Below are 20491 nucleotides of genomic sequence, written 5' to 3'. Positions count from 1 at the left end.
AACCTCCATCGGGAAGTTTGCCGATGAGGGTTGTGCTATGCCGTGGTCACTCCCCAGGGGGAGGGGGCTGGGCGTCGTGGGAACCGGCCCAGTCGCTCGCCAGCAGCCCCATGACGTGGCAGTCGACCCAGCCGTCGGCATACCGCAGCGCCTCCCGCCTGGTGCCCTCGAGCACGAAACCGACCTTCTCGTAGACGTGCCGCGCGCGGGGGTTGAAGGCATACACCTCGAGCTCCACCCGGTGCAGCCCGAGCTCCTCGATCGCGTGCCGCACACTCAGCCGGGTCGCCTCCGTGCCCAGCCCACGCCCGCGGGCGCCGCTGATCCAGATCCGGAACCCGATGGAGGCGTTGCCGGGATCGTGGTCCAGCAGCACGCTCTCGCCGACCACCTGGTCGCTCTCGCGGTCCACCACCGCCCAGACCACCCTGTCCACGTCGGTGGCCCAGCGGGCATAGATCGCCTGCAGCTGGTCGACGCTCCAGGGCAGCTCGTCCACCTCGTCGTCGGCGTGGATCGAGCCCGTCAGGCGGGACACCTCGAGGTCACCCATGAGCGCGTGCAGCCGGGCGACGTCGGCGGGCGTGACCGGACGCAGCTCGACCAGCTCTCCACGCAGCACGGGGGTGTGGGTGAGGTCCGGTGGGCTCACGCCAGCGCCCGCTCGAAGTGCTCGAGCACGTCCTCGCCGAAGAGCACGAAGCGCACCTCCTGCACACCCGGCACGGCGTCCGCGGCATGCCGCACCGTCGCCACGGCGACCTCGGCCACCTCGCCGGGATCCCAGCCGTAGACCCCGGCGCTGATCGCCGGGAAGGCGACGGACCGCGCACCGATCTCCTGCGCGACCTCCAGGCTGCGCCCAAAGCAGGAGGCCAGCAGGTCGGGGTCGGTCTGGCCACGATGCCGGTTGGGCCCCACGGTGTGGATCACCCAGCGGGCCGGCATCCTCCCCGCGCCGGTCGCCACCGCCTCGCCGACCGGGAGCCCGTCGTGCCAGCGGGCGGCCCGCACCCGGCGGCACTCCTCGAGCAGCTCCGGCCCGGCCGCGGCATGGATCGCCCCGTCGACGCCACCGCCGCCGAGCAGGGTCGAGTTGGCGGCGTTGACCACCGCGTCCACGTCGACGGTCGTGATGTCACCGAGCGCTGCCGAGAGGTCCATGACGTCATGGTGTCGCGATCCGGCATACTTCGCACGGCCACCAGGAGGAGGTTCGACGTGGCGTTCGCGCTGCTCGTCACCGTGCTGGCCGGCCTGTCCACCTGTGTCGGCGGCTGGCTCGGGACGCGCCGTCAGGCGCTGCATCCTGGCGTGATGGCCGCGGCGCTGTGCTTCGCGGCCGGGGTGATGATCACCATCTCCGTCGTCGAGATCGCCCCGTCGGCGCTGGATGCTCTCGCCGACCTCGTGGGTGAGCAGGCCGCGCTCGCCTGGGTGCTCGGCGCGATGGCCGTCGGGGCCGCGCTCGTCCACCTCCTCTGCCACCTCATGCCGCACCGGCTCAGCCCGGCCGAGGCCGGGGGTGGTGAGGACCTGCGCCGCATCCGGTCCGGCGCGCTCGACCTGGGACTGCTGCGCACCGGCCTGCTGCTGGCGGCGGTCGTGGGCCTGCACAACCTGCCCGAGGGCCTGGCCACGCTGGTCTCCACCCTCGAGGACCCGACGGGCGGGGTGATCCTCGCCGTCGCCATCGCGATCCACAACGTGCCCGAGGGGATGGTCGTCGCCGCCCCGATCTACGCAGCCACCGGGAGCCGTGCCCGGGCGATGCTGTGGGCCGCCCTCTCCGGGCTGGCCGAGCCGCTGGGCGCCGTGCTGGGCTACCTCGCGCTGCGGGTGCTGCTGCCGCTGGAATGGGTGGACCTGTCGCTGGCGCTGGTCGCCGGGATGATGATCGCGGTCAGCGTGGTCGAGCTGCTGCCCACCGCGATGAGGTATGCCCGTCGCCGCCGGGACCTGCTCGTCGGCTTCTTCCTGGGGGCCGTGGTGATGGTGCTCTCGCTCGCGCTGCTCAGCCTGTGAGCGGACCAGAGTTGAGTGGAATAGACTCAACTTTGACGCGTTGACTCCAGTAGACACCGACAGGGGAGTGGCCGGGCAGGCCACGAGCACGAGGAGCATGACAACAGCGATGGATCTCAATCTGACCACGAAGGCGCAGGAAGCGCTGTCCACCGCGGTGCGGGACGCCGCGGCCGCCGGGCACGCGCAGGTCGAGCCGGGCCACCTGCTGGCCGCGCTGGCGCAGCAGGGGGACACGACGACCGCCCCGCTGCTGGAGGCGAGCGGGAGCTCGACCGACCAGGCCCGGGAGGCGGCGCGGTCCGCGCTGGCGGCGCTGCCCTCGGCCAGCGGCAGCAGCATGGGCAACCCGGGGCTCTCCCGGGCCATGCACGCCGTGGTGAAGGGTGCGCAGGACGCCATGTCGGCCATGGGCGACACCTTCGTGTCGACCGACCACCTGCTGCTCGCGCTGGCCCGCTCCGGCGCCTTCGCCGGGCTGGACGCGGACGCCATCGCCGAGCGCATCCCGGCGCTGCGCGGGGGCAAGCCGGTCACCTCGGCCGACCCGGAGTCGACCTTCGACGCGCTGGGGAAGTACGGCACCGACCTCACCTCCCTGGCCCGCGAGGGCAGGCTGGACCCGGTCATCGGGCGCGACTCGGAGATCCGCCGCGTCGTCCAGGTGCTGTCCCGGCGCACGAAGAACAACCCGGTGCTCATCGGTGAGCCGGGCGTCGGCAAGACCGCCGTGGTCGAGGGCCTCGCCCAGCGGATCGTCGCCGGGGACGTGCCCGAGTCGCTGCGGGACAAGACCTTGATCTCGTTGGACCTGGGCTCCATGGTCGCGGGCGCGAAGTACCGCGGCGAGTTCGAGGAGCGGCTCAAGGCGGTCCTCGCCGAGATCACCGGCAGCGACGGTCAGGTCATCACCTTCATCGACGAGCTGCATACCGTCGTCGGCGCGGGCGCCAGCGGCGACTCCTCGATGGACGCCGGCAACATGCTCAAGCCGCTGCTGGCGCGGGGCGAGCTGCGGATGGTCGGCGCGACGACCCTGGACGAGTACCGCGAGAACATCGAGAAGGACCCCGCGCTGGAGCGCCGGTTCCAGCAGGTCTTCGTGGGCGAGCCCAGCGTCGAGGACACCATCGCCATCCTGCGCGGCCTCAAGGAGCGCTACGAGGCGCACCACAAGGTCGCCATCGCCGACTCCGCGCTCGTCGCCGCCGCGGACCTGTCCGACCGCTACATCAGCGGACGTCAGCTGCCGGACAAGGCCATCGACCTCGTCGACGAGGCCGCCTCCCGGCTGCGGATGGAGATCGACTCCTCCCCGGTCGAGATCGACGAGCTGCAGCGGCAGGTGGACCGCCTGACGATGGAGGAGATGCACCTCGCCCGCGAGGACGACGACGCCTCCCGCGCGCGGCTGGCCAAGCTGCGCGCCGACCTCGCCGACCGGCGCGAGGAGCTCGCCGCGCTCACCGCCCGCTGGGAGGCCGAGAAGGGCGGGCTCAACCGCGTCGGTGAGCTCAAGGCGCGGCTGGACGACCTGCGCACCCAGGCCGAGCGGCTGCAGCGGCAGGGCGACTACGAGGGTGCCTCGCGGCTGCTCTACGGCGAGATCCCGGCCGCCGAGACCGAGCTCGTCGCGGCGCAGGAGGAGGAGTCGGCGCTTAGCGTCGAGACCCAGGGCGTGCCGATGGTCAAGGACGAGGTGGGCGCCGACGACATCGCCGACGTCATCTCCGCCTGGACCGGCATCCCCGCCGGGCGGCTGCTCGAGGGCGAGACGGAGAAGCTGCTGCGGATGGAGGACGTCATCGGGCAGCGGCTCATCGGGCAGCGGCGCGCCGTGCGCACCGTGAGCGACGCCGTCCGCCGCGCGCGCGCCGGGATCTCCGACCCGGACCGGCCGACCGGCTCCTTCCTCTTCCTCGGCCCCACCGGGGTCGGCAAGACCGAGCTCGCCAAGAGCCTGGCGGACTTCCTCTTCGACGACGAGCGGGCGATGGTCCGCATCGACATGTCGGAGTATGCCGAGAGGCACGCGGTCGCGCGCCTCATCGGCGCACCCCCCGGGTATGTCGGGTACGACGAGGGCGGGCAGCTCACCGAGGCCGTCCGGCGCCGGCCCTACTCGGTCGTGCTGCTGGACGAGGTCGAGAAGGCGCACCCGGAGACCTTCGACATCCTGCTGCAGGTGCTCGACGACGGCCGGCTCACCGACGGCCAGGGGCGCACCGTCGACTTCCGCAACGTCATCCTCGTGATGACCTCCAACCTGGGCAGCCAGTTCCTCATCGACCCCACCACCGACGAGGCCACCAAGCGGGAGCAGGTCATGAGCGCGGTCCGCGCCAGCTTCAAGCCCGAGTTCCTCAACCGGCTCGACGAGGTCGTGATCTTCGACCCGCTCAGCCAGGACGAGCTGGCCACGATCGTCGGGCTCCAGGTGGCCGAGCTGAGCCGCCGGCTGGAGGGTCGCCGGATTACCCTCGAGGTGACCGACGCGGCCTCCCGGTGGCTGGCCGAGCGTGGCTTCGACCCCGCCTACGGGGCCCGGCCGCTGCGCCGCCTGGTGCAGACCCAGATCGGGGACCGGCTGGCCCAGGGGCTGCTTGCCGGCGAGGTCCGGGACGGCGCACAGGTCGTCGTCGACGTCGACGAGAGCGGAGGCGACCTGCTCCTGCGCTGAGCCGACGGCATACCTCTCACGATGCGGCTGACCTGCACCGATGCGGTGCGGGTCAGCCGCGCGCGTCCGTGATCTTCGGTCCTCGTTCACGCCGCATTCACCTGAGGCGCCCGAGCGCGTCACGTCCGCTCCCTATCGTCGACCGCGGTTGGCGACGCCGCCTCCGCGCCCTCGGCCCCATCTGACGCGGCGCGGACCTGACAGACGTTTTCAGAGAGGTACCCCGTGAAGCTTCACCGCTTTGGTCCCGCCGTCGCCGTTGCGATGGCGGCCTCCCTCACGCTTGCCGCCTGCGGCAACGACGACCCCACCGCCAACGCGGAGGGCGGCTCCGAGGACTCCAGCGCGGAGGAGGGCGGCTCCGAGGAGATGTCCGGCGACGTGCTCGCCTCCGGCGCCTCCTCGCAGGAGGCCGCGATGACCGCCTGGATCGCCGGTTACAGCGGCGTCCAGCCCGAGGTCACCCTCCAGTACAACTCCGTCGGGTCCGGCGCCGGCCGCGAGAACCTCATCGCCGGCGCCTCCGACTTCGTCGGTTCCGACGCCTACCTCGACGAGGAGGAGCGCGAGGCCGTCAAGGAGTCGTGCGGTGAGGGTGGCGCCTTGCACATCCCCGTCTACATCTCCCCGGTCGCCGTGCCCTACAACCTGCCCGGTGTCGACAACCTGCAGCTCTCCCCCGACACGCTGGCCCAGATCATGAACCAGGACATCACGACCTGGAACGACCCGGCCATCGCCGAGGACAACCCCGACGCCGAGCTGCCCGACACCGAGATCACCGTCGTGCACCGCTCCGACGACTCGGGCACGACCGAGAACTTCATGGAGTACCTCTCGGCCGCCGCCCCCGACTCCTGGCCGCACGAGGCGGACGCCGCCTGGCCGGTCCCGGCCGAGGCCGCCGCGCAGAACACCGGCGTCATCCAGGTCATCAACGACAACGAGGGCACCATCGGGTATGCCGACGCCTCGGTCGTCACCGGCCAGGCCGCCGCGGTGGGCGTCGGCGAGGAGTTCGTCGACTTCTCCCCGGAGGCCGCCGCCAAGGTGGTCGACGCCTCCGAGCCGGCCGACACCGGCGTCGAGGGCGACATGGCCCTGGAGCTGGCCCGCGACACCACCGAGTCCGGTGCCTACCCGATCGTCCTGGTCAGCTACCACATCGCCTGCACCTCCTACGACGACCCGGCGCGGGCCAACCTCGTCAAGGACGTCCTGACCTACGTCGTCTCCGAGGAGGGCCAGCAGGCGGCGGCCGACGCCGCCGGCTCCGCGCCGATCTCTGCGGACACCCGCGAGAAGGCGTTGGCCCTCATCGACACCATCCAGGGCGGCTGACACCTGAGCGTCCGACCTGGCACCATGGACCGGCGGTCGACCCCGCGTCGACCGCCGGTCGGGCCGCGTCTCTCCCCTCTCTCCTCCCGTGAAGGAACCCCATGAACGCGAAGGCCCCTGCCACGCCCACGCGGCGTGACCGCGGCAGCGCCCGTGCGGTGCGACGTCCCGGAGACCTGTTCTTCTCCGGCGCCTCCGTCGGCTCCGCGGTCCTCATCCTGCTCATCCTGGCCGGCGTCGCCCTCTTCCTCGTCGTCGAGGCCATCCCGGCGCTCACCGCGCCCACGGAGGAGATCAGCGGTGGCCGTGGCTTCTGGTCCTACGTCGCCCCCCTGGTCTTCGGCACCGTTGTCGCCTCGCTCATCGCCATGGTCCTCGCGACCCCGATCGCGGTGGGGATCGCGCTGTTCGTCTCGCACTACGCACCCCGCCGGCTGGGCAAGAGCATCGGCTTCGTCATCGACCTGCTGGCGGCCGTGCCCTCCGTCGTCTTCGGCATGTGGGGCATGGCGGTCTTCGCCCCGCGGCTGGTGCCTCTCTTCGACTGGCTGGAGAAGTACCTCGGCTTCGTCCCCCTCTTCGCGGACGCGAGCTCGACCGGGCGCACCCTGCTGACCGCCTCCATCGTGCTGGCGGTGATGATCCTGCCCATCATCACCTCGGTGTCCCGCGAGGTCTTCCTGCAGACCCCGCGCCTGCACGAAGAGGCCGCGCTCGCCCTCGGCGCCACCCAGTGGGAGATGATCCGCACCGCGGTCCTGCCGTTCGGGATGCCTGGCGTCATCGGCGGGACGATGCTCGGCCTGGGCCGGGCGCTGGGGGAGACGATGGCGGTGGCGATCATCCTTGCCCCCGGCGTCTTCACCTGGAACCTCATCGGCAACGGCAACTCCACGATCCCGGCCGAGATCGCCTTGAACTTCCCCGAGGCAGCCGGGTTGCGCCTGTCCGAGCTCATCGCGGCCGGGCTGGTGCTCTTCGTCATCACCCTCGGGGTCAACCTTTTCGCCCGATGGATCGTGGACCGTCGCGCCGAGTTCTCCGGAGCCAACTGATGAGCACGCCCACCCAGACCCCCGCCTCACCACCCTCCGGTGGCGACATCCACCACTCCCGGCTGGACGACGTCAGCGGCATCGTCCCCTCGCAGGTGCACCCTGCGGGTCGTCGCCCGGCGCTCGTCATCGCCGGTGCGTCGGCTGTGGTGGCCCTGGTGCTGTGGCTGGGCCTCGGCCTCCACGTCGCCGCTGCCCTGCTGCTGTCCTTCGTCCTCTACCTCGGCGCGATCTACGTGACCTACCGCCGGATCGGTGGGGCACGGGTCGCCGTCGACCACCTCGTCCGCAGCCTGGTCTACTTCGCCTTCGTCTGCGCCGTCGTGCCGCTGGCCTCGGTGCTGTGGACGGTGATCGGCCAGGGAGCGGGCCGCGCGTTCGACCCCGACTTCCTCAGCCAGACGATGAACGGCGTCACCGGGCTCAACGACCAGCAGTATGCCGAGGGCAGCGCAGGCTTCGTGGGCGGTGCCTACCACGCCATCATGGGCACGCTGCTCATCACCGGCCTGGCCACCCTCATCTCGGTCCCGATCGGCATGTTCACCGCGATCTACCTCGTCGAGTACGGCGCCGGCGGGCGGCTGGGCCGGGGCATCCGCTTCCTCGTCGACGTCATGACCGGCATCCCCTCGATCGTCGCCGGCCTCTTCGCCTTCGCGCTGTTCACCCAGATCTTCGGGATCCGGGACGCCAAGATGGGCCTCGCCGGAGCGGTGGCGCTGTCGGTCCTCATGATCCCGACGGTGGTGCGCAACAGCGAGGAGATGCTGCGGATCGTGCCCAACGAGCTGCGCGAGGCCGCGCTGGCGCTGGGGGTGCCCAAGTGGCGCACCATCGCCAAGGTGGTCCTGCCGACGGCGGCCTCCGGGCTGGCCTCCGGCGTGACCCTGGCCATCGCCCGCGTCATCGGCGAGACGGCGCCCCTGCTCGTGGCCATCGGCTACGCGCGCGGTCTCAACTGGAACCCCTTCGACGGCCCGATGAACACCCTGGCCGTCTACGCCTACTTCATGTTCACCAAGCCGCTGAGCCCGGCGGTGCGGGAGCCGAGCCTGGAGCGTGCGTGGGCCGCCGCCCTGCTGCTCGTCCTGCTCGTCATCGCCCTCAACCTGCTCGCCCGGCTCATCGCCACGCTGTTCGCGCCGAAGACCGGCCGCTGACCACAGGAGACACTGCATACCCATGTCCAAGCGCATCGACGTCACCGACCTCGACATCTTCTACGGCGACTTCCACGCCGTGAAGGACGTCACCATGTCGATCGAGCCCCGCTCGGTGACCGCCTTCATCGGCCCCTCCGGCTGCGGCAAGTCCACCTTCCTGCGGACGCTGAACCGCATGCACGAGGTGATCCCGGGCGCCCGGGTCGAGGGCGAGGTCGCGATCGACGGCCAGAACCTCTACGCCCGCAACGTCGACCCGGTCGACGTGCGCCGCCAGGTCGGCATGGTCTTCCAGCGACCGAACCCGTTCCCGACGATGTCGATCAAGGAGAACGTCCTGGCCGGGGTGCGCCTCAACAGCAAGCGGATCTCGGGCAAGGCCGCCGACGAGCTCACCGAGAAGGCGCTGCGCGGCGCCAACCTGTGGAACGAGGTCAAGGACCGGCTCGACAAGCCCGGCTCGGGCCTGTCCGGCGGCCAGCAGCAGCGGCTGTGCATCGCCCGCGCCATCGCGATCCAGCCCGAGGTCATCCTCATGGACGAGCCGTGCTCGGCGCTGGACCCGATCTCGACGCTGGCGATCGAGGACCTCATCAACGAGCTCAAGGTCGACTACACCGTCGTCATCGTCACGCACAACATGCAGCAGGCGGCGCGCGTCTCGGACAAGACCGGCTTCTTCAACCTGGAGGCCACCGGCAAGCCCGGCGAGCTCGTCGAGTACGACACCACCCAGAACATCTTCAACAACCCCAGCCAGCAGGCGACCGAGGACTACATCTCCGGCCGCTTCGGCTGACCCACCCCGACCGGCCGCACGGTCTGCGGGGCGTCCGTGCGTGATACTGGAGGTATGAGCGCACCCGGCGGACGGCATACCCGCGGCATGCGCGTGCTCGGGGTGGTGGGGATCGCCGCCGCGATCGCGCTCGGCGGCTGTTCCGACGGCGACGGCGAGGAGACCGCGACCACGTCCGCGCCGCCACCGCCGACCGCGCAGGACCGGCTCGAGCAGGCGCACGAGGTCCTCACCGCGGCGGGATCGGTGCACCTGACGCTGTCCGGCACCGACCTGCCCGAGGACGAGAACTCCTACATCATCAGCGCCGACGGCAGCGGCACCATGGAGCCGCCCGCCTTCGACGGGACCATCACCGCGGTCGTCGCCGGCGTCCAGGCGGACATCCCGACCGTCGCGCTCGACGGCGACCTCTGGGTGAAGCTGCCCTACGTCCCGGCGCACGTCAACACCGACCCGGCCGAGCTCGGCGTGCCGGACCCGGCCACCCTGTTCGACCCGGAGAGCGGGCTGGTGGGGCTGCTCACGCAGACCCAGGACCCGCAGTTCGGCGAGCGCGCGCGGGCCGGTGCCGAGGTCGTGCAGGAAGTCGTCGGCACCCTGCCCGGCGAGACCGTGACCGACCTGCTCTACGCCGGGGACGCCGAGTCCGCGTTCGACGTGACCTACGGCCTCGTCGAAGAGAGCTGGCAGGTCCGCAGCGTCGAGATCACCGGGCCGTTTTACCCGCCGACGACCTCCACCTACACCGTGACGCTGGACGCCTACGGCGAGCCGGTCACGGTCACCCAGCCGTAGTGGCGGCGGGGGAGCGGGGGCTCTCCCCGGGGGCGGCGCGTCCCGCGCGGGGTGCCCGGACGCTGCTCACCGTCGCCGCGCTCGCGGTCGCGCTGGCCGCGGCGGACACCTATGTCGTCGTGCTGGCACTGACCGACATGATGGCCGGGGTCGGTGTGGGGATCGAGTCGCTGCAGCGGGGCACCCCCATCATCTCCGGCTTCCTGCTGGGCTACATCGCGGTGCTGCCGTTGATCGGGCGGATCTCGGACCTGGTCGACCGGCGCCGCATCCTGCTGTGGTGCCTGGTGATCTTCGTCATCGGCTCGGCGGTCACCGCGGCCGCCGTCGAGCTGCCGGTGATGGTCGGCGGCCGCTTCCTGCAGGGGCTGGGCGGCGGCGGGCTGGTGCCGGCGACGTTGGCGCTGGTGGCCGACCTGTGGCCGCCCGGTCGACGCGGTATGCCGCTCGGCGCCGTCGGCGCGGTGCAGGAGCTGGGCTCGGTCCTCGGGCCGTTGCTCGGGGCCCTCGTGCTGGCGGTGGCGGGCTGGCGGGAGATCTTCTGGCTGAACGTCGCGCTGGGCCTGCTGGCGCTGGTGGGGGTCGCACTCATCCGCCCCTCACCCCGACCGGGCGTCGCGGAGGGTTCCCCCACGGCCGACCGGGCGTCGCCCGTGGCCGGCCAGAAGCCCACCGGGCGTCGTCCGTGGTTGCTCCGGGGCGCGGCATACCTGCTGGGCGTCCTCGCGGCAGCGCTCTGGACGCTCACGCTGTGGGCCCCCGAGGCCCTGACCACCTCGATCGAGCTGGGCGCGCCGTTCGTGCCCTTCGACGCCGCCGGCGGGTCGCGCGTCGCGACGCCGGTGGGTGCGGTGGCGGCCGGGGTGACCCTGCTGCTCGTGCTCCTCACCTCACCCCGATGGCTGCCCCTGCTGCTCCGGGCCGACCTGCTGGGCGCGACCTTCGTCGCCGTGGCGCTGGGCTCGCTCGTGCTGACCTTCTCGACGGCGAACCCGGAGGAGGAGGTGCTCGGGCCGTGGGGTGTCTGGCTGCTGCCGCTGGGCGCCGCGGCCACCGTGGCCTTCCTGGTCCGCCAACGCGTCGCGGCCGCCCCGCTGATCCCGACGGGCGTGGTGCGCCGCCGGGTCTGGCCCGCGCTGCTCGTGAGCCTGCTCGTCGGCGCGGCGATCGTCGCGATCGTCGTCGACGTGCCGTTGCTGTCGCGACTGACGCAGGGCACCGACGAGACCGACGCGGCGCTGGTGCTCGTCCGATTCCTCGTGGCCGTGCCGGTGGGGGCGCTGCTCGGCGGCTGGTTGCTGCGACGGGTCGGCCCCGGCCTCGTCGCCGCACCCGGCCTGGCGGTCGCCGCGGTCTCCATCTTCGCGATGGCGCGGTGGGAGCGTGCCTCGCTTGACGAGGTCCTCGGCACCACGCTGGCCCTCGTCGGCGCCGGCCTGGGGGTCGGCCTGGCGATCGCCCCGGTCAACGACGCGGCCCTGGCGGACGCCCGTGAGGACGGTCACGGGACCGTGAGCTCGCTCGTCGTCGTGGCCCGCATGGTCGGCATGGTCGTGGGGCTGGCGCTGCTCACCTCCCTCGGTCTGCGTCGGTTCCACCTGGAGGTCGGCAACCTACCCGACCCCACCGACACCGACGCCCTGCTGGACGCGGCGGTGATCCAGGTGCAGACGGTGCTCACCGGCGCCGGCTGGGCCGCCGCGCTCGCCGCCGTCATCGCCCTCGCCCTGGGCCGGCGCCCGGTGGGTCACACGCGCCCGGACTGAGGCCGGACGGCCCTCGCCTGTCGGCCCAGCAAAGACCGCGCACGGCCATACTGGGCCGATGGCCGTGCGCTCGCTCTTCCCGATCCTCGCGACCCCCGACCTGCCCCGCCTGGTCGCCTTCTACCAGGCGACCTTCGACGGGGTGGTGGACTACCGCTTCCCCGGGGAGGACGGCGCGGACGCCTACGTCAGCCTCAGCTTCGGCTCCGGAGCCTCGATCGGCATCGCCCACGACCCCGCCGCGGACCAGCCCGCGCCGGCCGACCGCACCGCGGTGTGGTTCTACGTCGACGACGTGGACGAGGCATACCGTGCTGCGCTCGCGGCCGGCGGCTCCTCCCGGGCCGAGCCGACGGGTATGCCCTGGGGCGAGCGGGTCGCCCAGGTCAGGGACGTCGACGGCAACCTGGTGCACCTCGGCGCCGAGCCCACCTGACGGCCGGCCAGCTGGCCGACGACCTCGCGCCCCTGGTCGACCAGCCGGACCTGGCGCACAAGCCCTACCCTGGGAGGCATGAGCGACACCCTGCATCTCGTCGGCGACGCCGAGGCCGACCGCATCCTCACCGAGCACCCGTTCGCGCTGCTGACCGGCATGCTGCTGGACCAGCAGATCCCGATGGAGGTCGCCTTCGACGGCCCGCGCAAGATCCTCGAGCGGCTGGGTTCGGTCGACCCTGCGGCGATCGCCGGGACCGACCCCGAGGAGTTCATCGCCCTGTGCGCGACACCGCCCTCGGTGCACCGCTTCCCGAAGTCCATGGGTCAGCGGGTGCACGACCTCGCGACCGCGGTGGTGCAGGACTACGACGGCGACACCGTCGCGATCTGGACCCAGGGGGACCCCGACGGCAGGGAGGTGCTCACGCGGCTCAAGGCGCTACCCGGATTCGGTGACCAGAAGGCCCGGATCTTCCTCGCCCTGCTCGGCAAGCAGCGGGGTGTCACGCCCGCGGGTTGGCGCGAGGCGGCGGGTGACTACGGCCAGGACGGCGTGCACATGTCGATCGCCGACGTCACCGGCGCCGACTCGCTCCAGCAGGTCCGCGCCTACAAGAAGGAGAAGAAGGCCGCCGCCAAGGCCGCCCGCGCGTGAGCGCGGCGCTCCCCGAGCCCGAGGAGCGGCTGGAGCCACCCGGACCCGGCTCGGTCTGGGCCGCCCCGGGGATGCTGGCGCTCGCAGTCCTCGCGTTCTGTGGGTTCTCCGGGTATGCCGCCCTGCTCCCCGTCGCGCCACTGTGGGCGGTGCGCGGTGGTGCCGACAGTGGCGGTGCCGGGATGGTCAACTTCGTCCTGCTCGGCACGACCGTCGCCACCCAGTTCGCGGTGCCGTGGGCCATCGGTCGCTGGGGCTGGGCCTGGGTGCTCTCGCTCGGCATGGTGTTCCTCGGCGTGCCCTCCCTGCTGCACATCGCGACCGACGAGCTGGCCGCCCTGCTGGTGCTGTCGGCGGTGCGCGGGGTGGGCTTCGGCGTGCTGACCGTCGCCGCCAACGCCGCCGCGGTGCTGCTCGTGGAGCCGGCGCGTCGGGGCGCGGCGGTCGGGGCATACTCGGCGGCCCTGTCCCTCCCCCTCGTGCTGGTCATGCCCATCGGCGGGTGGGTGGCCGAGGACGTGGCCTTCTGGCCGGTCTTCCTCGTCGCGGCACTGCCCCTGGCCGGCATCCCCGCCTGCGTGGCGGTCGCCCGTCACCTGCCGGTGCGCGCGACCCACGACGCCGGCCACCCCGAGGTGGAGGAGGACGCGGCCACCTCCCGGACCTACCTCGCGCTGCTGCGACCGACGCTGATCCTGCTGGGCATCACCTTCGCGGGCGGCTCGATCATCACCTTCGCCCCGCAGATGGTCTCGGTGCCGTGGCTCTCCGCTGCCGGCCTCTTCGCCGTCGGCCTCGGCGCGGCCGTCATGCGGTGGCAGGTGGGGGCCGTGAGCGACCGGATCGGCACCGACCGGCTGGTCCCGGTCGCTGTCGTGGTCACCGTCGCCGTGCTGGCCGGGCTGGCCTGGCTGGTGCGCAGCCCGGTGGGGACCGAGCAGGCCCTGGCCTGGATCACGGTGTGCGCCTTCGTCGGCCTCTGCTACGGCACCCTGCAGACCCTGACGATGCTGCAGGCCTTCGCGGCGGCGGGGCCTCGTCGGGTCGGCACCGCCAGCGCGGTGTGGAACGCCGGCTTCGACACCGGCACGGCCACCGGATCGCTGCTCGTGGGGTGGGTCGCCGTGGGTGCCGGCTTCGGTGCGGGCATGGCGCTCACTGCCGTGCTCTGCCTGCTCACCCTGCCGCTGGCGCTGATCCACGCCCGCCGCTGAGGGACCGACCACGGGATAGCACAACCTTCATCGGCATACTTCCCGATGAAGGTTGTGCTATCCCGACCGCACTCCGGGTGGGGGCGGGTCAGGCGAGGTCGACGACGACGGGGGCGTGGTCCGAGGCGCCCTTGCCCTTGCGCTCCTCGCGGTCGATGAAGGCGCCCTCCACCCGTGCCGCCAGGGCCGGTGAGCCGAGGCAGAAGTCGATCCGCATCCCGCGCCGCTTGGGGAACGCCAGCTGCGTGTAGTCCCAGTAGGTGTAGACGCCGGGGCCGGGCGTGTGCGGCCGCACGACGTCGGCATACCCCGCGCCCACGACGGCGTCGAAACCGGCCCGCTCGGATGGGCTGGTGTGGGTGCGGCCCTCGTAGTAGGACACGGACCAGACGTCGTCGTCCGTGGGCGCGATGTTCCAGTCGCCCATGAGGGCGATCTGCGCGTCCGCGTCCCGCCCCAGCCAGCCGGACCCGGCGACCTGCAGCGCCTCGAGCCACCGGAGCTTGTAGTCCAGGTGCGGGTCGTCCAGGGACCGCCCGTTCGGGACGTAGAGGCTCCACACCCGGACCCCGCCGCACGTCGCGCCGATCGCGCGGGCCTCGACGACGGCCTCGGCGTCCCCGGAGGCCCACGTCGGCTGCCCGGGGAAGCCCACCTCGACGTCTTCCAGCCCGAGCCGGCTGAGGATGGCGACGCCGTTCCACTGGTTCAGCCCGACGTGCGCGACCTCGTAGCCGGCCTGCTCGAAGGGCAGCAGCGGGAACTGGTCGTCCCGGCACTTGGTCTCCTGCAGGGCCAGCACGTCGATGTCGTGCCGCTCCAGGAGGGCGACCGCCCGGTCCGCGCGGGTCCGGATGCTGTTGCAGTTCCACGTCGCGATACGCACCGGACCAGGGTATGCGTCGGCTCCGGTCCGACATCCGGATCCCCTGACGGCGACGAATCCACCGTGACACAGTGAGACAGAGCCACCGCACGGTCGCGGTGGACCTCGTGCATCCTCGACCCGAGAGTGAGGCGGTCGCCATGGTCATGGGACTACCGGCACATCCGTTGCTCGTGCACTTCGCCATCGTCCTGCTGCTCCTGACGGCGGGGGGCCAGATCCTCTCCGTGCTGCTGCCGCGCTTCCGCCGGTGGTTCGGCTGGGGGCTCCCTGTCCTCGGGGTGGTGAGCGCCGTCCTGGTGCGGTTCACCCAGAGCGCCGGGGACTACCTGCTGACCAACGGCAACGTCCCCTCCACGGACCTGCTGTCCGAGCACGGGATGTGGGGGGTGCGCACCGGGTGGGCCGGCATCGTCCTGGGCGCGCTCACCGTCGTGTACTGGGGCGTCAACTCCGAGTGGGGCAGGGACCGGATCTCCGGCCGGTGGCCGTCCTGGGTGCGGGTCGTCGTCTCCGTCCTCGCGGTCCTCGCGGCGGTCGCGGCCGTCGTGTCGGTGACGATGGCGGGGCATACCGGCTCCTCCTCCGTCTGGGGAGGCCGCTGACCTCCTCTCGTCCGGCTGCCCTGAGACGGGCGTGGTCGAGCCCCCGGGTTGACGTGCGCCGTTAGAACAATAATGATTCTCACTATGAGAACGAAGAGCGCCATGCTGACCCTTGCCCTGACCTCCTCGATGCTGGTCGCCTGTGGGCCGACCACCTCCGACGACGCAGGGGGCGCGGACGACAACGCGCCCGCCACATCGAGCCAGGACGACACCCCGGAGGAGGCGGGTACCGCCGACCTCGGCACCGACGCCGCGGAGGATCCTGAGGCCGCTGCCACCGTCGAGGCGGCCGGACCGACCCCGCGGCTGGCGGTCACCTATGACGGGGGCGTCCTCGTCCTCGACGCCCTGTCGCTGGAGGTCGAGGCGGACCTCGAGGCCGCGGGCTTCACCCGGCTCAACCCGGCCGGCGACGGGCGCCACCTGTTCCTCACCGAGGGCGACGCCTTCCGCCTGCTCGACGCCGGGACCTGGAGCGAGCCGCACGGCAACCACAGCCACAGCTACACGACGAACCCCGCCCTCACCGACCTGGCCGCCGAGGGGTCCCACCCGGGCCACGTCGTCCGCCACGCGGGACGCACGGCGCTCTACTTCGACGGAGCCGGCCGGATCGACCTGGTCGACCCCGCCGAGCTCGACGGCGAGGCGGGCGAGCTGCCGGTCGACGACACCCTCGAGGTCGAGGACCCGCACCACGGCGTGGCAGTCCTGCTCGAGGACGGCTCGCTGCTGCAGACCGTCGGCACCGAGGAGGAGCGCAGCGGGGCCGTGGTCACCGATGCCGACGGGGAGCAGCTCGCCGTCACTGACGAGTGCCCGGGAGTCCACGGCGAGACCGTCGCCGAGGGCGGAGCGGTGGTCCTCGGGTGCGAGGACGGCCCGGTGATCTATGCCGACGGAGCCTTCACCAAGGCCCAGTCCCCGGACGGCTACGGGCGCGTGGGCAACGTGGCCGGCACGGAGCTGTCGCACGTGGTCCTCGGCGACTACAAGGTGGACGAGGACGCTGAGCTCGAGCGGCCCGAGCGCGTCAGCCTGACCGACACCGAGACCGGCGAGCTGCAGCTCGTGGACCTGGGCACCTCCTACTCCTTCCGCTCCCTGGGTCGGGGGCCGCAGGGCGAGGCGCTCGTCCTGGGCACCGACGGTGAGCTGCACGTCATCGACCCGGCCACCGGGGAGATCACGGACGAGCTGTCCGTGGTGGAGCCCTGGGAGGAGCCGGAGGAGTGGCAGGAGCCGCGGCCGACGCTCTTCGTGCACGGGCAGTTCGGCTACGTCAGCGAGCCGGCCTCGAACGAGCTCCACATCGTCGACCTGGACACGATGCAGGTCATCGACTCCGCCAGCCTCCCGGAGCAGCCGAACGAGCTGTCCGGCGTGTCCGGTGACGTCGAGGCCGGGCACGAGGGCGAGGGCCACGACCACGAGGACCACGACCACGAGGACCACGACCACGAGGAGGAGGAGCCCACCTCCTGATCAGGGTGCGGTGATCTGCCGCACCGCCCGGAGGTAGGCCGACCGGACGACCGGGGCCGCCAGCGCCGCCACGGCGTCGGGCACCCCGGTCACGGCATACTCCTGCTCCCACCGCACCCGGGTGTCAGCCCCTGCGGCGCGCAGCAGGACCTCGATCCGGCCGGTGAGCGGGCGGCCGACCTTCTCCACCACGGCCCGGTGCGGCGGGTCCCACCCGCGGACCCGCATCCGGTCGTCGACCCGCAGCGGCCCGACGCCGGTGCGGGCGACGAACTCCGCGTCCGGGCCGAGCGGACCGCCCAGCGTGCGGGTCAGCGGGATCGCCGCGGTGTGGCGGTCCAGGTCCCAGAGCCGTTCCCACACCAGCGCAGGGGCACCGGGCACCAGGACGTCGAACCAGAAGGAGGCCACGGCTCCAGACTAGAGCTGTCGCACGCCGCGCCTACCATGACGGTATGAGCACGCTGGCCCTGGGAGCACACGTCGAGCAGACCGACCCGATCGCCGAGGCGCAGGCGCGGAAGGCGCCGCTGGTGCAGTTCTTCCTGGGCGACCCGCAGGGATACAAGAAGCCCGTGGTGCGCTACGAAGGAGGCGCGCAGGCGCTGCGCGCCGCCGCGCAGGAGGCGGGGGTGGACCTCTACGTCCACGCCCCCTACCTCGTCAACGTCGCGACCCTCAACAACCGGATCCGCATCCCCTCGCGCAAGCTGCTCCAGCAGCACCTGGACGCCGCCACCGAGATCGGCGCCAAGGGGCTGATCGTGCACGGTGGGCACGTGGCCGGCCCGGACGAGGAGGAGAAGGGGTTCGACAACTGGCGCAAGGCGATCGAGTCGCTGACCATCACGGACACCCCGGTCCTCATCGAGAACACCGCCGGCGGCGACCACGCGATGGCGCGCCACCTGGATCGCATCGCCCGGGTCTGGGAGGCGATCAGTTCCGCGGAGGGCTCCGACAAGGTCGGCTTCTGCCTCGACACCTGCCATGCCTGGGCAGGTGGCATCGAGCTGGGGGACGTGGTCGACCGGGTGCGGGAGATCACCGGACGGATCGACCTCGTGCACGCCAACGACTCGCGGGACGCCGCCGGCTCCGGGGCCGACCGGCACGCCAACCTCGGAGCCGGTCAGCTGCCGCCCGACGAGCTGGCGGACGTCGTGCGCGGGGCCGGTGCCCCCGTGGTGGTGGAGACCCCGGGGGGTGCCTCCGAGCACCTGGCCGACCTGGACTGGTTGCGCGAGCACCTCTGAGTCCCCGTCGTCACGGCAGCGTCGCCGGGTGCCGCTAGGGTGGGCCGTGTGGACAACCTGGTGCTTCACGTTGGCCTCCCCAAGACCGGCACGACCTTGTTGCAGAAGGCGCTCAACGCCTCCCGGGACCGCTTCACCGCCCGCGGCTACGACGTGCTGGTGCGGCACGAGTTCGACACCCTGACCGGCCGGAAGCATCGGCGATGGCGCCTGGGGAACGCACCGTTCGAGACGCTGCGGGAGGGGTTCGCGGCGGTCGCGGCGGCGTCCGAGGCCCCGGGCCTGGTCATCTCGCACGAGGACATGCTCGGCTCGCTCGCCTGCTTCCGCCGGGACGACGGGGCCTACCCGGACGCCGTGCCGGTGATCCGGCTGCTCCGCGAGGTCCTGGGCCCGCGGCGCACGACGGTCCTGGTCTACCTGCGCCGGCAGGACCGGTTCATCGAGAGCGTCTACCTGCAGCTGGTGCGGATGGGTGCCGTCACCATCACCTTCGAGGAGTTCTTCGCGCAGGTCCGCCCGGAGGCGCTGCGCTGGGACGACCTGGTAGAGCGGGTCCGCTCGGCGCTCGGGCCGGACGACGACCTGCAGGTGCGCTACTTCGAGTCGATCTCGACCCTGCAGGCACGGGGCTTCTGCCAGGAGTTCTTCGATGGGCTCGGCACCGGGGTCACGCCCGCGCTGTCCTTCAACACCGACGGCGTCAACCGCGGCTACTCGGAGGTCGCCATGGACGTGGCGCTGACGGCCAACCCGCACCTTCCGCCGCCGGCCCGACGCGAGCTCCGGGCCTTCCTGGACGCCCACCTGTCGAACATCACCCACCCCAAGCCGCGCCTGCTCGAGGAGGAGCAGCGCACCGAGCTCCTGGACCTGCTGCGGGGGTCGAACGAGCGGTTGCACGACGTCGTGTCCGAGGCGGGGGCGGGAGCCTCTCCCTACCTCACACCGACGCAGGGCCCGCCGGGGTCGGCGCGGCCGGTGGCGGTGGAGCGGTCATGAAGCGACTGCGGCTCTTCCACTTCGACATCAAGACCTACGGCAACTACGGCGACACCCTGCTCTTCGAGGCCGTCCGTGAGACGTTCGAGGGCTTCGGCGGTGGTGCGTACTTCGAGGTGGCCGGGAGCCGGCCGCTGCGTGACCCGGTCGGTCCCAAGGTCATGGACCGCATCAACAGCGAGTTCGACGCGGTCGTCGTCGGCGGTGGTGGCCTCTTCCTGCGGGACACCAACCCGAACTCGCGGTCGGGCTGGCAGTGGAACATCTCGCTGCCCATGCTGCGCCGCCTGAAGATCCCGCTCGTCGTCTTCGCCGTCGGCAACAACCGCTTCATCGGGCAGGAGGACTTCGGTCCGCCGTTCCACGAGCACCTCAACCTCACCCTGGACAAGTCCGTCTTCGTCGGGCTGCGCAACCACGGGTCCGTCGAGAGCATCCGTGACTACGTCACGCACGACCCCGAACGCGTGGAGTACCAGCCCTGCCCCACCACGCTCGCGTCCTACCTCTACCCCGACCTGTTCCGACCCAGCATCGAGAACCGCCGGGTGATCGGCGCCGAGTCGATCATCGGCAAGCGCCAGAAGGCCGTGGGCTTCGATGCGGACGCGATCTACCGGGATCAGGTCGCGGCCCTGTCCCGGCTCTCCGCAGAGGGGTGGTCGGTGTGGTCCTACCCGCACGCCCGTGCGGACATGACGTTCCACGAGCGGCTCGGGGAGGCCGGTCTGGTCGACCGGGAGCACATCCTGTGGGGCAGCTCGGACGTCCTCTTCCAGGGTGTCCAGGCGTTCGCCGACCTGCCGGTGATCCTCGGCACGCGAGGGCACGCGCAGATGGTCCCGTTCGGTATGGGTTCGGTCCCGCTGTCGCTGCACGTGCATCACAAGACCCGGTACTTCGCCACGGACATCGGGCATCCCGAGTGGGCGATCGACCCCAGGGCGGACGACTTCCAGCAGGTGCTCTACCGCACCGTCCGGGAGGTCCACGAGAACGGCCCCGAGCTGCGTGAGGAGCTCGCGGGCGTGCGAGGACGGTTCTTCGACCTGACCCTGGACAACCTCGCCACCATCTACGAACGCATCACCGGGGTGCGGCCACCCGCCTCGTTCGAGCCGTTGACACCGCGCGCCCGCCGGCAGGCGGACCAGCTCTACCACGAGACCTTCGAGCGCACCCGGCTGGAGGAGAAGCTGCAGGCGGTGCGGGACGCGTCCGGCGGGACACCAGGTGGGACGACGGATCAGCCCCGCGGTGCGGTGCGCCGGGCGGCCGGACGGGCCTGGCGTCGGGTGCGGCGCCGCTGAGCGC

The 20491-nt window shown here is 71.9% G+C and carries 20 protein-coding genes; 16 read left to right on the top strand and 4 right to left on the bottom strand.

Annotation, left to right across the window (positions count from 1 at the left end):
- Positions 1-46: 46 nt before the first annotated feature.
- A complete protein-coding gene (locus FXF60_RS10145; RefSeq protein WP_151525857.1) occupies positions 47-652 on the bottom strand; it encodes a GNAT family N-acetyltransferase in 606 nt (201 codons plus the stop codon).
- A complete protein-coding gene (locus FXF60_RS10140; protein ID WP_151525856.1) occupies positions 649-1164 on the bottom strand; it encodes an O-acetyl-ADP-ribose deacetylase in 516 nt (171 codons plus the stop codon). Before FXF60_RS10140 ends, FXF60_RS10145 begins: the two co-directional genes overlap by 4 nt.
- A 57-nt stretch (positions 1165-1221) precedes the next feature.
- Here FXF60_RS10140 and FXF60_RS10135 point away from each other — a divergent pair, with 57 nt between their 5' ends.
- The 11 genes from FXF60_RS10135 to FXF60_RS10085 all read left to right on the top strand — a co-directional run bounded on the left by FXF60_RS10135 (position 1222) and on the right by FXF60_RS10085 (position 13940).
- The gene (locus FXF60_RS10135; protein WP_151525855.1) at positions 1222-2025 is read left to right on the top strand and encodes a ZIP family metal transporter; all 804 of its coding nucleotides are present in this window, start codon (positions 1222-1224) and stop codon (positions 2023-2025) included.
- Between the two features lie 109 nt (positions 2026-2134).
- Positions 2135-4705 (top strand): ATP-dependent chaperone ClpB, encoded by a 2571-nt coding sequence (clpB, locus tag FXF60_RS10130; RefSeq protein ID WP_151525854.1) that lies wholly within the window; start codon positions 2135-2137, stop codon positions 4703-4705.
- 225 nt (positions 4706-4930) lie between these two features.
- A complete protein-coding gene (pstS, locus tag FXF60_RS10125) occupies positions 4931-6046 on the top strand; it encodes a phosphate ABC transporter substrate-binding protein PstS (protein WP_367889964.1) in 1116 nt (371 codons plus the stop codon).
- A gap of 101 nt (positions 6047-6147) precedes the next feature.
- On the top strand, positions 6148-7101 hold the full coding sequence (gene pstC, locus FXF60_RS10120; RefSeq protein WP_151525853.1) for a phosphate ABC transporter permease subunit PstC: 954 nt from the start codon (positions 6148-6150) through the stop codon (positions 7099-7101).
- The gene (gene pstA, locus FXF60_RS10115; RefSeq protein WP_151525852.1) at positions 7101-8264 is read left to right on the top strand and encodes a phosphate ABC transporter permease PstA; all 1164 of its coding nucleotides are present in this window, start codon (positions 7101-7103) and stop codon (positions 8262-8264) included. Before pstC ends, pstA begins: the two co-directional genes overlap by 1 nt.
- A 22-nt stretch (positions 8265-8286) precedes the next feature.
- The gene (gene pstB, locus FXF60_RS10110) at positions 8287-9066 is read left to right on the top strand and encodes a phosphate ABC transporter ATP-binding protein PstB (RefSeq protein ID WP_151525851.1); all 780 of its coding nucleotides are present in this window, start codon (positions 8287-8289) and stop codon (positions 9064-9066) included.
- Between the two features lie 54 nt (positions 9067-9120).
- Positions 9121-9864, top strand: coding sequence for an LppX_LprAFG lipoprotein (locus FXF60_RS10105; protein ID WP_151525850.1), 744 nt, complete (start codon positions 9121-9123; stop codon positions 9862-9864).
- Positions 9864-11630: an MFS transporter gene (locus FXF60_RS10100; protein WP_151525849.1), complete on the top strand. Its 1767-nt coding sequence runs from the start codon at positions 9864-9866 to the stop codon at positions 11628-11630. The genes FXF60_RS10105 and FXF60_RS10100 overlap by 1 nt, the downstream gene beginning before the upstream one ends.
- Before the next feature lie 58 nt (positions 11631-11688).
- Positions 11689-12066, top strand: a complete 378-nt coding sequence (locus tag FXF60_RS10095) for a VOC family protein (protein WP_151525848.1) — start codon at positions 11689-11691, stop codon at positions 12064-12066.
- A 78-nt stretch (positions 12067-12144) separates the two neighbouring features.
- On the top strand, positions 12145-12726 hold the full coding sequence (locus tag FXF60_RS10090; protein ID WP_151525847.1) for an HhH-GPD-type base excision DNA repair protein: 582 nt from the start codon (positions 12145-12147) through the stop codon (positions 12724-12726).
- Positions 12723-13940 carry an MFS transporter gene (locus FXF60_RS10085; protein ID WP_238335803.1) on the top strand — a complete coding sequence of 406 codons (1218 nt, stop codon included), beginning with the start codon at positions 12723-12725 and terminating at the stop codon, positions 13938-13940. The genes FXF60_RS10090 and FXF60_RS10085 overlap by 4 nt, the downstream gene beginning before the upstream one ends.
- Before the next feature lie 88 nt (positions 13941-14028).
- Here the strand turns inward: FXF60_RS10085 and FXF60_RS10080 are convergent, their stop codons facing one another.
- Positions 14029-14826 carry an exodeoxyribonuclease III gene (locus tag FXF60_RS10080; RefSeq protein ID WP_151525846.1) on the bottom strand — a complete coding sequence of 266 codons (798 nt, stop codon included), beginning with the start codon at positions 14824-14826 and terminating at the stop codon, positions 14029-14031.
- 71 nt (positions 14827-14897) lie between these two features.
- On the opposite strand from FXF60_RS10080, the gene FXF60_RS16525 reads away from it, so the two are divergent.
- Together FXF60_RS16525 and aztD are read left to right on the top strand one after the other, a co-directional pair.
- Complete coding sequence (locus tag FXF60_RS16525) at positions 14898-15431, top strand: DUF2231 domain-containing protein (RefSeq protein ID WP_192796684.1); 534 nt, start codon at positions 14898-14900, stop codon at positions 15429-15431.
- 102 nt (positions 15432-15533) lie between these two features.
- Entirely contained in the window at positions 15534-16919 is a 1386-nt protein-coding gene (gene aztD, locus FXF60_RS10070; RefSeq protein WP_238335802.1) for a zinc metallochaperone AztD, read from the top strand.
- Here the strand turns inward: aztD and FXF60_RS10065 are convergent, their stop codons facing one another.
- The gene (locus FXF60_RS10065) at positions 16920-17330 is read right to left on the bottom strand and encodes an SRPBCC family protein (protein ID WP_151525844.1); all 411 of its coding nucleotides are present in this window, start codon (positions 17328-17330) and stop codon (positions 16920-16922) included.
- A 44-nt stretch (positions 17331-17374) separates the two neighbouring features.
- Between FXF60_RS10065 and FXF60_RS10060 the strand changes: the two genes are divergently transcribed.
- The 3 genes from FXF60_RS10060 to FXF60_RS10050 are packed head-to-tail and all read left to right on the top strand — an operon-like array spanning position 17375 to position 20487.
- Positions 17375-18175: a deoxyribonuclease IV gene (locus FXF60_RS10060; protein WP_151525843.1), complete on the top strand. Its 801-nt coding sequence runs from the start codon at positions 17375-17377 to the stop codon at positions 18173-18175.
- A 48-nt stretch (positions 18176-18223) separates the two neighbouring features.
- Positions 18224-19177 carry a hypothetical protein gene (locus tag FXF60_RS10055; RefSeq protein ID WP_151525842.1) on the top strand — a complete coding sequence of 318 codons (954 nt, stop codon included), beginning with the start codon at positions 18224-18226 and terminating at the stop codon, positions 19175-19177.
- Positions 19174-20487, top strand: coding sequence for a polysaccharide pyruvyl transferase family protein (locus tag FXF60_RS10050; protein ID WP_151525841.1), 1314 nt, complete (start codon positions 19174-19176; stop codon positions 20485-20487). Before FXF60_RS10055 ends, FXF60_RS10050 begins: the two co-directional genes overlap by 4 nt.
- Positions 20488-20491: the final 4 nt, after the last annotated feature.

This window comes from Serinicoccus kebangsaanensis (assembly GCF_008919445.1).
GTDB lineage: Bacteria > Actinomycetota > Actinomycetes > Actinomycetales > Dermatophilaceae > Ornithinicoccus > Ornithinicoccus kebangsaanensis.
This window is presented reverse-complemented; position numbering and strand designations above follow the sequence as displayed.